Consider the following 13,183-nt stretch of genomic DNA (forward strand, 5'->3'; position numbering starts at 1 on the left):
AGCTAGCTGTTCTTTTTGGATGCCTTGACAGGTTCCACTCCCAATTGTTTTAACTTGCGATAGAGATGGGTTCTTTCCAGCCCCGTTTTTTCCGCAACACGAGTCATACTGCCACCTTCCTGTGCCAGATGATGTTCGAAATAAATCCGTTCGAACATATCGCGCGCTTCACGCAAAGGCAGATCGAAAGACAAAAGCGATGTGTTGATGAGGGAGGTATTTCCGGTGGTCGAGGCAGGTGCCTGCATCTGCACGTTATTGATGACGGTACTGGTTGTCCGGACTTCGGTGACGGAAACGGATGGCATAATCGGAGTGGCAACCATGCGACTCTTTTCCTGATTTCTTGCCAGCCCCTGCTGAACCGCCTGCAGCAGTTTTTGCAGCGCAATCGGTTTTTCGAGGAAGTTCATAGCACCGATACGGGTCGCTTCGACTGCCGTATCGATCGTGGCGTGTCCCGACATCATAATGACCGGCATCGTCAGGTTGCCGTCCCGCTGCCATTCTTTCAGAAGGGTAACGCCATCGGTATCCGGCATCCAGATATCCAGCAAAACGAGATCCGGCGTTTCAGCCGCGCGGGCTTCACGCGCTTGCTGTGCGTTTTCAGCGGTTTGTACGACATGACCTTCATCGGAAAGGATTTCCGAAAGAAGTTCACGTATTCCCATTTCATCATCTACAACCAGGATATTTGCCATATTTTTAGATCTTGAATATTTGTTATCCCTTTTCAACCTGTCCTGCTACCTGACTGTCCGTCGAAGCGAGCTGGAGAAGCAGAATTGAAACTTTTGCGCCATTTGAGTCTTTTCGATTGTGCACGTCGATACGGCCACCGTGTTCATCGACAATTTTTTTGACCATTGCCATACCGAGGCCTGTGCCGCGTTCCTTGGTCGTGATATAGGGCTCGAAAATACGACTCAATATTTTTTCTGCAAACCCAGGACCATTATCCATGACAGATAGTCGAACTGCAATGCAGATTTGATTGGAAGCGTCCTGATAGTGGACTTTTTCGGTCATTAATTCAATACTGGGTACGTATTCACCGGTATTTTCGACTTCACTGACTGCATCCTGCGCGTTTTGCAGCAGATTGTGTATAACCTGTCTCAACTGTGTTTCATCGCCCATTATTTCCGGCAAATCCTGTTCAAGACGGGTATGAATGATGTCGTGTGAATCGTTTCCGGAATATAAATGAACGATATCTTCCACCAGCGCATTGAGGTTGAGCGGTTTCAAAAGGGCTGGCGGCGTTTTTGCAAAATTCCTGAAATCATCCACCATTTGCTTCATGGCGGTGACCTGATTGACGATCGTGTCCGTACTTTTCTGCAGGATGGCCGAGTCGGCTTGATCGAGTTTGTCATGCAGCTTCATTTGCAGGCGTTCGGCTGATAGCTGGATAGGCGTCAATGGATTTTTGATTTCATGGGCCAGCCTGCGGGCGACTTCACCCCATGCAATGGAACGCTGCCCGGAAATCACATCGGTGATATCGTCGAAAACGACGATGTAGCGATTTTCATTATTGACGGAATGATACGATCCGCGTGCCAGAAGGGTAATGACGTTTTCATTTTTGGACGAACCGGTGTCATGCCCGGAGTCCTCTGTCGTGTCACGTGGAATTTCTATCTGCTTTTGCCAGTGAAGATTCTGTGGGTTGGCGCTTCCGGCTGTTTGCGCGGCAAACTCGGAAAACGCTTTCGTTAACGCCGTCGAAAAAGTTTCAAGTCCTTCAACGTCGGACAATTCCTTGCCGACATATGGCGTCAGGTCGTGACGAAGAACCCTGGATACAACGTCATTGCAGCCTATCAGCCTGAAATTGTGATCTAAAACGATCACTCCGGCAGACATATTGGCAAGGACTGACTCGAGATAGGCCTTGGCTGCTTCCAGATCGGCACGGTTTTGTTCGGCAAGCGCACGTGCCTCGGCAAGCTGGCGCGTCATGGCGTTGAAGGACTGGGTCAATGAGCCCAGTTCATCCGAGCCTGAAACAATCGGGCGCGGGGACAGATTGCCTTCCGCTACAGCCTTTGTACCTTGCGCCAGAAGCAACAGGGGCTTTGCCAGATTGGAGGCAATCTGGAACGCGCTGGCGATTGCACCGAAAATGGCAAGCAACAAGGTCAGCGACAAGGTCACGATATAAATCTTGCGCAGGCCCGAGCGTGAAAGGGAACGCACCTGATATTCACTATAGGCGACCCGAAGCGCCTCGGCGTTATTTGCCACGTTATCGGGCATTTTTTGCGTCAATTGAAGGAAGTACGGATCGTTTTTGAGCGAAATGGCAATGTGTTTGTCGGGAATCAGCGTGATGACCCGGATAAGAAGATGGGTATCTTCGGTATTTTCATTATTTTCTCCGGATGGGTCGTCGACTTCGCCTTCGATTGCCGAATAATGGGATGTCATGCGCACTTGCCGCAACATGGCGTCCGTCGGCATGTCCGGCATCAGGCTGGTCCGGTTCGATCCGGATGTCGCGATAAGCTGCCCCTTGCTGTTGAAAATGCTGGCTTCGATTCCTTCCTTGTCGTTCCTGAATCTGGACAGGAGAAGGGTTTGGTCCGTCGCAGACAATCCACCCAGTTCGACGGCCAGATTGGAAGCTTGCAAGTTCAGATCTTCCCGTGACGATTCCAGAATGGCCTGTCCGAGTTTGACGCCCGAGTCCAGTGCCGATTCAACGCGGACATCGAACCAGGATTCGATCGATCGTGAAACGAACTGAACCGAAACGACGTAGATGACTGCACCGGGTAATATCCCCATCAGGGCGAAGAGCACAACCAGCTTGGTCATCAGTTTTGAACCGAATTTTCCCCGTTTGTAACGTTTGTACAAGCGGATCAGCATCCAGACGACCAGAATCAGGAGTGCAGCAGCCACAAGAATATTCATGCCGACGAGCCATGAGTAATTCTTGTCGAAAAAGTCGGTGTTTTCAGAAGCGGAAGCCAGAAGAAAGAGCAAAATGCTCATCATGGCACCACCGACGATCCAGAGATAACGTAATGCGCGAGTCACTTTTAAAGTCTTTTAGGGCCTGTATGAAAACCACTTCCAGTCGGAAGACAGTCTCCAGTCGCGATTATTCAAGGCGTTTATCTGAAACGGCTTGGGCAATTGGGATACATCCAGCATTATCCGGACGCCAACATCATATTTTTCACCTGCTTCAAGGTCCGAGCTGTCGGCGATGGTCCAGCGTGGTGGATACCGGATAGCGGACAAGGCATCCTCCAGGGAACTGTAATTCCGCTGCAGGGTTCCCGGAATGGAAATGCTGTATTGACGCGTCAATACATTGTAGGAAATACGAGTCGTCCTTGATTTCGATACCGGTACGTCATCAAACCAGAAAGCTCTCGGGCGAATAATCTCGATTTCCGTTTTGAAATACAAAGGGATACCGTGGAGCAGGGTTTCTTCCAGACTGTGATTGAAATCCATGGAAAAACTGGTGAACAGTTTGTACGTCTTTCCGGAATACTCAATCCTCGCCGTATTGATCTGGATGTCGCTACTGGCAGAAAAAGCCGGTTTGACGACCAGAAGCGCTATGGCAAGGCAAAGCAGGAAGTGTGAAAGTCGACGTATCACGATATCGTTCAGATAGGGTCAGGGAATTAATATAATATCCGCTTATTGCTTTTTAAACAAAGCATAAAACAAACCATCATGATCCTTCAGTTTATCAGAAGTCGGAAACAGTTGTCCTGGGGCATCAAGTCTCGCGGCATTATTCCTTTTGGCGAAAGCGTCGGCCTGCCATTCGGATTCAAGCGGCCAGACAGAGCAGGTTGCCAGTAACAGTTTTCCACCGGGTTTCAATAATTCCCACAAATTATCCAGGATTCTCGCTGAAATGACGGCAAGTTCTTTCGCGTCTTCAGGTCTTCGAAGCCAGCGAATGTCCGGATGTCGTCTGATAATGCCCGATGCCGTACAGGGAACATCTGCCAGAATGCAATCGAATGCATTGCCGTCCCACCAGTTTTTTTTGGAAGCATCGCCTGCCATAATGGTTGCATGCAACTGGAGGCGGGTAAGATTTTCATCGATTTTTTTCAATCTTTCCGGCTCGCTATCGAGCGCATGCAAATCGATATCAGCCATCTCGAGCATATGGCCGGATTTGCCGCCCGGTGCGGCACAGGCGTCCAGTACCCGCATGCCATCCTGCAATTCAAGCAGGGGCGCTGCCAGCTGGGCCGCGGCATCCTGAACCGAAACAAGACCTTCTGAAAATCCGGGAATACGATAAACAGGAAGCGGATTGTCCAGGCGGATGGCATAAGGGCCGATCGCCGTCGCCGGATGTCCTGCCGCTTCCAGATCGGCCAGATATCCTTCAACGGTCGTTTTTCTCTTGTTGACACGCAAGGTAAGAGGCGGCGCGGTATTGCCGACATGCAAAATGGATTCCCAGTTTTTTGGATAAATTCGCCGGGTTTCCTTGATCCACCAGGAAGGATAATTCCATTTTGCCGTTAAAGAGAGATTTGATTTTTCAAGCAGAATTTCCTTTTCCCGCAAAAAACGCCTCAATACGGCATTGACCAGCCCTTTTGCCCTGACAAGCGTTCCCTCTGATGCTGCTGCCTCAACGGCCTGATCGACCGTTGTATACGGTTCATATTTCAGATCGGCTTCATCATTTTCGCCAACAAGAAGAGCCAGCGAAGAGGCCAGGAGTGTTTTAAGAAGAGGCGGCGATGGAGGCTGTCTGGTCAGTTGCTCGATGAGAAATTCGCACAGGCCAAGCTTTCTCTCGGTAAGGTATGCAATATCCTGAATGGCGCCTCGTGTGGCGGCATCCATTTTGGGATGGGAAAAAACAGACGCCAGCGCGGAAGGAAGAGACTGGCCTTCTTCGACGCGCGCAACCGCATGCGCCGTTCCCAGCAATCTGAAAGCCAGCGATTCGGGAGCCAGTGTGGTTTTAAAAAAATCGGAAGATTTATCTTTGGCCACAGTGGCTCCATTTCATTGAAAAGTTTGAACGTTTATTGCAGGGAACTGTCGTCCATCCCATCCTGTACCTGTTCTGCGGCACGGATGACGGCTCTTGCCTTGTTTTCGGTTTCCTGCAATTCGGATTCGGGTATGGAATCGATAACGATTCCGGCTCCTGCACCCACGTAGAGCATATCTTTATAGATGACGCCGGTTCGGATGGCAATGGCCAGATCCATTTCTCCACCGAAAGAGAGGTAACCGCAGGCACCGCCATAAATGCCGCGCTTGACCGGTTCCATTTCGTCGATGATTTCCATGGCCCGGACTTTCGGTGCACCGGAAAGCGTGCCGGCCGGAAAAGTTGCTTTCAACACATCCAGATTTGACAGGCCGGGTTTAAGCAGACCTTCGACGTTTGAGACGATGTGCTGGACATGGGAATATTTTTCAATCGCCATCTTTTCGGTCACCTTGACGCTGCCGATAGTGGCGATACGGCCGATATCGTTTCGGGCCAGATCGATCAGCATGACGTGTTCTGCGATTTCTTTTGTATCGGCAAGCAATTCGGAGGCAAGCTGCATGTCTTTTTCCGGAGTCGCTCCACGTGGACGTGTACCGGCCAATGGCCTGACGATCACTTTTCTGCCTTCGGGTACGTTTTCCTGACGGACAAGAATTTCCGGCGACGATCCAATAATGTACTGGTCGTCGAAATGATAATAATAAAGATAGGGCGACGGATTCAGCGCTCTCAGGGAGCGGTAAAGGGAAAGCGGCGAATCGGTAAACGGTTTTTTCAGTCGCTGGGCCAGTACGACCTGCATACAGTCGCCGTTGGCGATATATTCCTTGGTTCTCTCGACAGCAGCCAGAAAATCTTCTTTTTTGAAGTCCCTGATCACATCGGTGCGTTCGCTGCCATCCATCGCAGGTGCAATGGCGGGTTTGTCGAGCATGGCACGCAGTTCACGCAGGCGTTGTCTGGCCTGTGAATACGCTTCAGGCCGGGTCGGGTCGGCATAAACGATCAGGTAGAGCTTGCCTGACAGATTGTCGATGACAGCCAGTTCCTCGGTCAACAGCAGTTGAATGTCCGGAAAACCGAGGTCGTCTACAGGTGCACTTTCTCTTAAGCGAGGTTCGATATAACGGATCGTGTCATAACCGAAGTAACCTGCCAGACCACCGCAGAAACGGGGAAGGCCGGGACGAATGGCTACCTTGAAGCGGGACTGGTATTCGGCAATAAAGTCCAGAGGATTGCCTTCGTTGACTTCGATGACCTTGTCGTTTTTGACGACTTCCGTTTTCATGCCGTGTGCACGCAAAACGGTAGAGGCGGGCAATCCGATAAATGAATAACGTCCGAAACGTTCTCCGCCGACGACGGATTCAAGCAGAAACGAGTTCTTGCCGCCGTTGTTCTGCTGGGTCAGTTTCAGGTAAAGAGATAAAGGGGTGTCGAGGTCGGCAATGGCTTCGATGATTAAGGGAATACGGTTATAGCCCTGGTTGGCCAGTGCCTTGAATTCGAGTTCAGTCATGATTTTCTCCGGTTCGCCATAGCGAAATAGCTCAAAAAACAGGCCGATAAATATGGACGGCCGCAAACTTGTTTACATGGATAAAGTTTGCCAGCGTCGCCACAACCCTCCGGAAATCAGAGCGGCTTGTGAAAACACGGGTTTTTTGATGAGAAACATGATCGATAAAAAATTTCAGGAAATAAGGTTGGCTGCTTGCAGCAAACTGGACACCGTGGCGTCCGGATTCATTTCACCTACAGGTTTTCCGTAATTATAACCATATGGAACCATAAATAGCGAACATCCTGCTGCCCGCGCTGCCTGCGCGTCATTGACAGAGTCCCCGATCGCAACAGCCTGTGCCGGTTGATAGCCGAATTTTTTGCAGGCCATCTGCATCGGGAAAGGATCAGGCTTTTTGACCAGAAAGGTATCGGAACAGTAAATCAGATTGAAGTACGAATACAATCCGTTTTTGGCAAGCAGGGGTTCGGTGAATATGGAAGGTTTGTTGGTCACGCAGGCGATGTCAAGCCTTTTTTCTTTCATGGCTTGAAGCCCTTCTTTCACTCCGGGAAAAACCGTGCTGTGTTCACCATTGACGATCCGGTAATATTTGTAAAACAGTGTCATGGCGATATCCATCGTTTTTTCGACTTCATCGGATTCAAGATGAACCGAAAGGGTGCTCCTGACGAGATTTTGCGTACCGCGTCCGACAAACATCCGTATCGAGGCTACTTCGACAGGCGGCAGTGTCAGCTCTTTTAACATGCCGTTCAAGGCAACATCCAGATCGGGAACGGAGTCGATCATCGTGCCATCGAGATCGAGGATGACGACGCGAATGTCTTTCAAAGGATTTTTCTCTGATATGGCTGTCATGGTTTTAGCCCAGTCTGGGAGTGACGGAGGCCAGTTGTTCACGCATTTCCCTGATGACGCGAGCGTAATCCGGCTGGCTGAAAATGGCGGAACCGGCCACGAACGTATCGGCACCTGCCGCCGCTATTTCGGCGATATTGTCCACTTTGACCCCGCCATCGACTTCCAGCATGATTTGTCGGCCGGAAGAATCGATCATGGCACGGACCGTTTCGATTTTTTTCAGGGCATGGGGAATGAACGACTGGCCGCCGAAACCGGGGTTGACCGACATGATGAGGATCAGGTCCAGCTTGTCCATGACATGAAGCAGGTAATCCAGCGGTGTGGCCGGGTTGAATACCAATCCGGCCTTACAACCATTGTCATGAATCAACTGCAAGGTACGGTCGATGTGTTCTGATGCTTCTGGGTGGAACGAGATTATGTTCGCGCCCGCCTTGGCAAAATCGGGAATGATGCGATCGACAGGTTTGACCATGAGATGAACGTCGATGGGTACATCGACATGAGGCCGGATTGCCGCGCAAACCATGGGCCCCATTGTCAGATTCGGGACATAATGATTGTCCATCACATCGAAATGGATCATGTCGGCGCCAGCCTTGACGACGTTGCGGACTTCGTTGCCCAGCTCGGCAAAATCGGCGGAAAGAATACTGGGTGCAATGCGATATTGGGTCATGGAAATATAAAAATCGATTTCAGAAAGTTTTATTTTATACCGGTTGATTGATCAGGAACTTTGGTTAGCCGCAAATTAAAGGTTTTTGTATCAATCCATAATGAATTTTATTTTTTCAATAAGAGGGTTGGAATGAGTCCTGATTTACTCGATGTCTCCGTGACGACAAGATATATAGACGATCAGTCCGCCCCTGATCGGGACAGTTACGTATTTACCTATTCGGTGACAATCAAAAATAAAGGGCAGGTCGGCGCGCAATTGATTGCACGCCACTGGATCATTACGGATGCCAATAACCATGTTGAGGAAATTCGCGGTCTGGGTGTGGTTGGTCGCCAGCCATTGTTAAAGCCCGGAGAGGAATTTGAATATACCAGCGGCACATCTCTGGCGACTCCACAGGGATCGATGCAGGGAGAGTTTTTGTGTGTAACGGAACAGGGAGAACAGTTCAGTGTGGAAATTCCGGAATTTTTGCTGTCTTTGCCAAGAACGCTTCACTGAGAAGCTTTAGTTCGACGTTTTAGAGGGAAAAGAATGCCGTGCCCGTTTTATTTACCTATAATGGTGCACATTGGCGAACTCCGGTAAGTGAGATCGCGCTTTTGACTGAATAAGCAATACGGATATCCATCATGTCTTTTAAACGTCTTTTTCCTTACTTCATTCTGGGATGTCTGTCCCTTTTACTCGCTTCCTGTACGACAACGCCGCCGACGACGCCGGAAGTGCCGGGAGAAACATTCATCGAAGGTCGCCATCAGGTTTCATTTTCGGATATTCCCGGATGGAATGACGACGACGTCAGGGAAGCCTGGCCCGCTTTCATGAATTCCTGTCGTGCTCTCGGAAAAAAAGAACAATGGCGCGACATCTGTCAGGATGCCCGGTCGATTGACTCCAATGATGGTCTTGCCGTCAGACATTTTTTTGAATCGAATTTCGTACCCTATCGTGTTATCGGTGAAAACGGTTCCGAAACGGGTATGGCGACCGGATATTACGAGCCTTTGCTAAAAGGCAGCCGTGCCAGAAAAGGAGCTTACAAGACGGCTTTATATCGTGAGCCTTCCGATCTGTTGACGATCGATCTGGCGAGCGCCTATCCCCAATTGAAAGGACTTCGCCTTCGGGGAAAACTGGAAGGCAATCGTGTCGTACCATATGAAACCCGTGGCGAATTGGAAAAATCGAACAAGCTTGCAGGCAATGAAATCGTCTGGGTCGATGACGCGCTGGATGCCTTCTTCCTTGAAATTCAGGGATCGGGCCGTGTTTATATCCCGGAAACAAATGAAACCATTCGCGTTGCTTATGCCAACCAGAATGGTCGTCCTTATCGTTCCATCGGGCGCTATCTCATCGACAAGGGAGAGCTGAAACCGGGACAGGCATCTGCACAGCAAATCAAGAAATGGCTGAAGAACAATCCGCGCCGTTTTCGTGAAGTGCTCGACTCCAATCCAAGTTATGTCTTTTTCCGGGAAGAAAAAATCAGTGATCCCAGCGTAGGGCCCAATGGTGCACAAGGCGTTCCCTTGACGCCTGAACGTTCCATTGCCGTCGATCCACGTTATGTTCCGCTGGGGACACCTGTATTCATCGATACGACCAGACCTTACAGCACGACTCCGCTTAAAAAACTGGTGATGGCGCAGGACACGGGTGGTGCAATAAGAGGGCCTGTCCGGGCAGATTACTTCTGGGGATTCGGGAATGAAGCAGGCGAACAGGCTGGCAAGATGAAGCAGAAACTGAAAGTCTGGCTGCTGTTACCCAAACAGCCAGACGGGAAAACAGGGAACTGAAGTTGAATCAGCGGTAAACCAGAACAGGAACGTGAGCGGTCGCAAGGACTTTCTGGGTTTCACTGCCGATGAAAAGCTTGTTCAGACCTTTTCGGCCGTGAGATGCCATAAAGATGCAATCGCAATCGTGCTCGTCGGCGATACGGACGATTTCTTCGTTCGGTTTTGTCGATTGTGCGACGACGGTCTCACAGGGAACACCGGCTTCTTCAGCCATTTCGGCGATCCGTTTCACTCTCGACTGGGCAGAAAGTTGCTCACGAAGCAGGTAATCGGATTCGGTGGATTTGGTCAAAGCTTCGATCTGGTTGAATGAAAGAGGTTCGGCAACAGAAAGACCGACAATTTTGCAGCCCGGGTGAGAAGCGGCAAATTGAATGGCAGCCATGATGGCTTTTTCGGAAAGGACAGTGCCATCGCTGGGCACAAGTATTTTTCTGTACATAGAAACCTCCATTATCAATGATGAAAGCAGGGTGCCACTATTGATGTGACGAGTCCATGATGTGAGTCAAGATGGTGCATCGGAACAACTTTTTAAAATCCATTATGACCCAAAATAAATGATATGCTTTAACGAGAAAGGAGACGTTCGTATGCAAAAAATTAAAGATAAACTCGACCAGATCCAGACACACCTGTCCTCGACACAAGGGCTTGATCCTGCCCTGAAACAGGAATACAGGGAACTGGATGACAATATCCGGAAAATGATGGCGGTCAAAAATGAAAATGCAGCAAGCGACCTCGCCATTATGGATAGCGATGCCAGACGTATTGCCGCCAAATTTGAAGTGAAACACCCACATGTCGGTGGACTGATCCGGCAGCTGGCAGATATCCTCCAGAGTATGGGGGTCTGAAATAGCGAAGGAGTGTGAGCGATCGCACTCCTTTTTAAATGGTGACGATATAAAACCTTGAAAAATAAAGACTTGAATCGCGCAGGAAAAGCGATGAGAAATGTCAATGTTTTTCTGACAAAAAACAGCACTTATGCACAAAGTCACAAAATTGAAATAAACAAAATTTTTTTTTCATTATTTCTGTGTAATTTTTAAGTAATTGATTTTAAAAGATAATTTTTTTGCATTCCGGATGAGCAAATTATTGAAAGGCGCATAAATACTAGGGCGATGAGGTGTCAATACCTGATTTTCCACAATGTTATCCACAGACTTTGTGGATAGCTGAAAAAGGCCTTACAAATTCGAAGCTTAGCCATACTCTGCAGGGTTTACATTAAGTTGATACAGCATTGCATCGTTCAGGTTGTTCTTGATACACCACTTGACTTTTATTTTGACTATCGTTATCCGGTTGAAGCGGAAAATTTTCCGGTTCCTAAAATCGGTATGCTGGTCGTTGTGCCTTTCGGACGCCGTGAAGAAGCCGGACTGATCGTCGACGTAAAAGAAGAGTCGGAAATCGATGAAAACAAGTTGAAAGACGTTGTATCCGTTATCAGCGAAATACCTCCCTTGAGAACCGACTGGATCGACTTGTGCCGTTTCGCTGCCGGATATTATCAGCGCCCTCTGGGTGAAGTCGCTTTGCCTTCAATCCCGAAAAATATCCGTGCCAATAAGAAACTGGCCTTGAAACGTGCGGTCAAGGCGCTTGTTCAGGTTCCGGGTAATATTGTGGCGACGAATATGGAAAAACCCGTTCTGCTAAAGGCTCAGGAACAAGCGGTTTCGGCCATTGTGAAGACACGGGGATTCAAACCGTTCGTTCTTTATGGCGTGACCGGTAGCGGAAAGACGGAAATATATCTGCAAGCCATCGAAGAAAAACTGAAGCAGTCCGATGCTATGCAGGTTCTGATCATGGTGCCGGAAATCAATCTGACACCACAGCTGGAAGTATCGGTCAGATCACGCTTTCCCGGCGTTACCATCGCGACCTTGCACAGTCGTCTGACGGAAAGTGAACGTTTGAAAAACTGGTTGCAGATTCATACGGGAGTCGCACGGATTGTTCTGGGGACACGTCTGGCGATTCTTGCATCCATGCCGCAATTGGGGCTGATCGTTGTCGACGAAGAGCACGATCCTTCCTACAAGCAACAGGAAGGCTTGAGATATTCGGCCCGGGATCTGGCCGTTTGGCGGGCAAATCAGCTTGGCATTCCTGTCGTGCTGGGGTCTGCGACACCGTCTCTGGAGAGCTGGCAGCACGTCTTGTCCGGTCGTTACGTCAAGCTGGAATTGCCCGAACGGGCCGTCAAGGATGCCGTTTTGCCTGCGATCAGATTGATCGATGCAACGCGCGAGCCACTTCAAAACGGTTTTTCACCGTCACTGATCAATGCAATAAAGCGGCGTCTGGAGAAAAGTGAGCAGTCACTTCTGTTTTTGAACCGGCGTGGTTATGCTCCGGTCATTACGTGCGAAGCCTGCGGCTGGATCAGCGTCTGTGAACGCTGTACCGCCTATATGGTTTATCACAAGTCTCATCATTTGCTGCGCTGTCACCACTGTGGGCTGGAAAGGCCCATACCGCGTGTTTGTCCGGATTGTGGAAATATTGATTTGCAGACGCTGGGGAGAGGTACACAACGAATTGAAGAAGGATTGGCCGGTTATTTTCCCGACGCTCGCATATTGAGAATCGATGCCGACTCGACACGTAAAAAAGGCAGTCTGGAAGCAGCACTGGAAATGGTTCACAAAGGTGAAATCGATATTGTGATCGGGACACAAATGATATCGAAAGGACACGATTTCCAGAACATGACGCTGGTTGGTGTCCTGAATCCGGATACCGCTCTTTTTTCACATGATTACCGGGCAGGCGAACGCCTGTTTTCGCAACTCATGCAGGTTGCCGGACGGGCCGGAAGGGGAGGAGTATCCGAACATGGCAACCGGAGCGAAGTGCTGATCCAGACGCGTTATCCCATGCATCCTTTGTATCAGGCTGCGCTGACACATGACTATGGCAATTATGTTTCCGATTTGTTGATGGAAAGACAGAATGCCGGATTGCCCCCATTCGGTTTTCAGGTGCTGCTTTTTGCAGAGGCAAGAAAAGTGGAAAATGCGCTGGATTTTTTGCGTCAGGCGATTGACGCGATTCCCGAGCCGGAAGCGGTTATTATCAATGAGCCGATTCCAATGGCAATGATGCGGATTGCCAATGTCGAACGGGCACAACTTCTGATTGAATCGACTTCAAGAGGCAGATTGCAGGGGATGCTTAAAGAATGGATACCGGTCTTGCGAAATATGAAGACCGGTATCCGTTGGCATATTGAAGTCGACCCGATGTCGATTTAAACG

At 49.5% G+C, this 13,183-nt stretch carries 12 protein-coding genes; 4 read left to right on the forward strand and 8 right to left on the reverse strand.

From position 1 onward, the window contains the following. Positions 1-2 precede the first annotated feature (2 nt). The 7 genes from BRW83_RS02515 to rpe form a co-directional block, all read right to left on the reverse strand. Positions 3-704, reverse strand: a complete 702-nt coding sequence (locus tag BRW83_RS02515; protein ID WP_005881844.1) for a response regulator — start codon at positions 702-704, stop codon at positions 3-5. A gap of 22 nt (positions 705-726) precedes the next feature. Beyond that, complete coding sequence (locus tag BRW83_RS02520) at positions 727-3,054, reverse strand: sensor histidine kinase (protein WP_005881842.1); 2,328 nt, start codon at positions 3,052-3,054, stop codon at positions 727-729. 12 nt (positions 3,055-3,066) lie between these two features. After that, complete coding sequence (locus tag BRW83_RS02525; RefSeq protein ID WP_005881840.1) at positions 3,067-3,630, reverse strand: DUF4390 domain-containing protein; 564 nt, start codon at positions 3,628-3,630, stop codon at positions 3,067-3,069. Between the two features lie 42 nt (positions 3,631-3,672). Continuing rightward, the gene (gene rsmB, locus BRW83_RS02530; RefSeq protein ID WP_005881838.1) at positions 3,673-5,004 is read right to left on the reverse strand and encodes a 16S rRNA (cytosine(967)-C(5))-methyltransferase RsmB; all 1,332 of its coding nucleotides are present in this window, start codon (positions 5,002-5,004) and stop codon (positions 3,673-3,675) included. 32 nt (positions 5,005-5,036) lie between these two features. Next, positions 5,037-6,536, reverse strand: coding sequence for an anthranilate synthase component I (gene trpE, locus BRW83_RS02535; protein ID WP_005881836.1), 1,500 nt, complete (start codon positions 6,534-6,536; stop codon positions 5,037-5,039). Between the two features lie 174 nt (positions 6,537-6,710). Beyond that, on the reverse strand, positions 6,711-7,403 hold the full coding sequence (locus BRW83_RS02540) for a phosphoglycolate phosphatase (protein WP_005881834.1): 693 nt from the start codon (positions 7,401-7,403) through the stop codon (positions 6,711-6,713). A gap of 4 nt (positions 7,404-7,407) precedes the next feature. After that, positions 7,408-8,088, reverse strand: coding sequence for a ribulose-phosphate 3-epimerase (gene rpe / locus BRW83_RS02545; protein WP_005881832.1), 681 nt, complete (start codon positions 8,086-8,088; stop codon positions 7,408-7,410). A 132-nt stretch (positions 8,089-8,220) separates the two neighbouring features. Here rpe and apaG point away from each other — a divergent pair, with 132 nt between their 5' ends. Both apaG and mltA read left to right on the forward strand, forming a co-directional pair. Next, positions 8,221-8,595 (forward strand): Co2+/Mg2+ efflux protein ApaG, encoded by a 375-nt coding sequence (gene apaG / locus BRW83_RS02550; protein ID WP_005881830.1) that lies wholly within the window; start codon positions 8,221-8,223, stop codon positions 8,593-8,595. A gap of 131 nt (positions 8,596-8,726) precedes the next feature. Then, positions 8,727-9,899 carry a murein transglycosylase A gene (mltA, locus tag BRW83_RS02555; protein WP_005881827.1) on the forward strand — a complete coding sequence of 391 codons (1,173 nt, stop codon included), beginning with the start codon at positions 8,727-8,729 and terminating at the stop codon, positions 9,897-9,899. Between the two features lie 7 nt (positions 9,900-9,906). Here mltA and BRW83_RS02560 read toward each other — a convergent pair whose 3' ends face one another. Further along, on the reverse strand, positions 9,907-10,344 hold the full coding sequence (locus BRW83_RS02560; RefSeq protein ID WP_005881825.1) for a universal stress protein: 438 nt from the start codon (positions 10,342-10,344) through the stop codon (positions 9,907-9,909). Positions 10,345-10,495: 151 nt separating this feature from the next. On the opposite strand from BRW83_RS02560, the gene BRW83_RS02565 reads away from it, so the two are divergent. Then, positions 10,496-10,762 carry a DUF4404 family protein gene (locus tag BRW83_RS02565; protein WP_231284514.1) on the forward strand — a complete coding sequence of 89 codons (267 nt, stop codon included), beginning with the start codon at positions 10,496-10,498 and terminating at the stop codon, positions 10,760-10,762. Between the two features lie 387 nt (positions 10,763-11,149). Further along, on the forward strand, positions 11,150-13,180 hold the full coding sequence (locus tag BRW83_RS02570; protein ID WP_036604006.1) for a primosomal protein N': 2,031 nt from the start codon (positions 11,150-11,152) through the stop codon (positions 13,178-13,180). Positions 13,181-13,183 lie beyond the last annotated feature (3 nt).

The organism is Oxalobacter formigenes, from assembly GCF_002127965.1.
Taxonomy (GTDB): domain Bacteria; phylum Pseudomonadota; class Gammaproteobacteria; order Burkholderiales; family Burkholderiaceae_D; genus Oxalobacter; species Oxalobacter formigenes.